The sequence below is a fragment of the Bartonella sp. 220B genome, from assembly GCF_026930205.1.
Lineage (GTDB): Bacteria > Pseudomonadota > Alphaproteobacteria > Rhizobiales > Rhizobiaceae > Bartonella.
In genome coordinates, this window is record NZ_JANHOI010000054.1 from 1 (window position 1) to 1,370 (window position 1,370).

General features: G+C 47.6%; 1 protein-coding gene. It reads left to right on the plus strand.

Translation table 11 applies throughout. From position 1 onward, the window contains the following. Positions 1-11 precede the first annotated feature (11 nt). Positions 12-1,340: a PBSX family phage terminase large subunit gene (locus tag NPX99_RS08635; RefSeq protein ID WP_269031419.1), complete on the plus strand. Its 1,329-nt coding sequence runs from the start codon at positions 12-14 to the stop codon at positions 1,338-1,340. The last annotated feature ends 30 nt before the right edge of the window (positions 1,341-1,370 follow it).

Consider the following 1,370-nt stretch of genomic DNA (forward strand, 5'->3'; position numbering starts at 1 on the left):
TCCTTTAGTGAATGACGACCAAACAGATTAGTATTGTACCAAAGCTTATACCAATCTTTACAGGAAAGGCGGCGGTTCGTGCTGCTTGGGGAGGACGGGGGTCAGGGAAAACAAGATCATTTGCCTTGATGGCGGCTTTAAAGGGCTATCAATTTGGCATGGGAGGGATATCAGGTACTATTCTTTGTGCACGTCAGTTCCAGAATTCTCTAGCAGAGAGCTCTTTGGAGGAAATTAAACGCGCCATTGAAAGTCATGACTTTTTAAAGGACTATTACAAGATTGGGGAGTCTTCGATTAAATCGAGAGATGGTCGTATAGCCTTTCAGTTTTCAGGCCTTGATCGCAATGTAGCGAGCATCAAGTCGATGGGGCGTATTTTGCTTTGTTGGGTTGATGAGGCGGAACCGGTGACTGAGACGGCTTGGCAAACGCTTATACCGACTTTACGTGAAGAAGGTGAAGGCTGGCGTGCAGAGTTATGGGTGACATGGAACCCATTGCGAGAGAATGCCCCCGTTGAGAAGCGGTTTCGCTTTTCCGATAATGAGGCAATCAAGCGTGTTGAGATCAACTGGTCTGATAATCCGAAGTTTCCAAAGATCTTGAATGAAGCACGGCTTGATGATCTCAGGAACCGTCCAGAGAGCTATAAGCATATTTGGGAAGGGGATTATCTGAAAGCCGTTCAGGGTGCTTATTATCAACAAGAGATGTTGGCAGCCGAGCAGGAGGGGAGGATAGGGCGTGTTTCTCGTGATCCTTTAATGCAAATACGGGCTTTTTGGGATATTGGGGGCACGGGCGCCAAGGCAGATGCGACGGCAATATGGATAGCTCAGTTTGTAGGACGCGAAATCAGGGTATTGGATTATTATGAAGCGCAAGGGCAACCCTTATCTGAGCACATAGGCTGGTTGCGTCAAAATGGCTACGAGAAGGCATTGATGGTTTTGCCCCATGATGGAGCGACCAGAGACCGTGTGCACAATGTGAGTTTTGAGAGTGCTTTGAATGATGCGGGTTTTGAAACACAAGTTATTCCCAATCAGGGGGCTGGGGCGGTCAAGATACGTATAGAGGCGGTGAGGCGGATATTGCCTTCAATTTGGTTCAACGAAGAGACGACCGTAGCAGGACGCAAAGCACTCAATTGGTATCACGAGAAGTGGGATGAGAAGCGCAATATAGGTTTGGGTGCAGAACATGATTGGTCGAGCCATGGAGCAGATGCCTTTGGCTTGATGTGTGTAGCGTATGAACCACCCCAAGAAATACGGAAACGAGCAGCTTATAGCGGTAGAAGAGAGTATGAGAGTAGCTCATGGATGGCAGAATGATGCAAGATGATGAAACATTAGATCAGGAAT

What these genes read in the sequence shown, in the direction of transcription:
- NPX99_RS08635 (WP_269031419.1), top strand. Translation starts at nt 12, where the DNA reads ATGACGACCAAACAGATTAGTATTGTACCAAAGCTTATACCAATCTTT.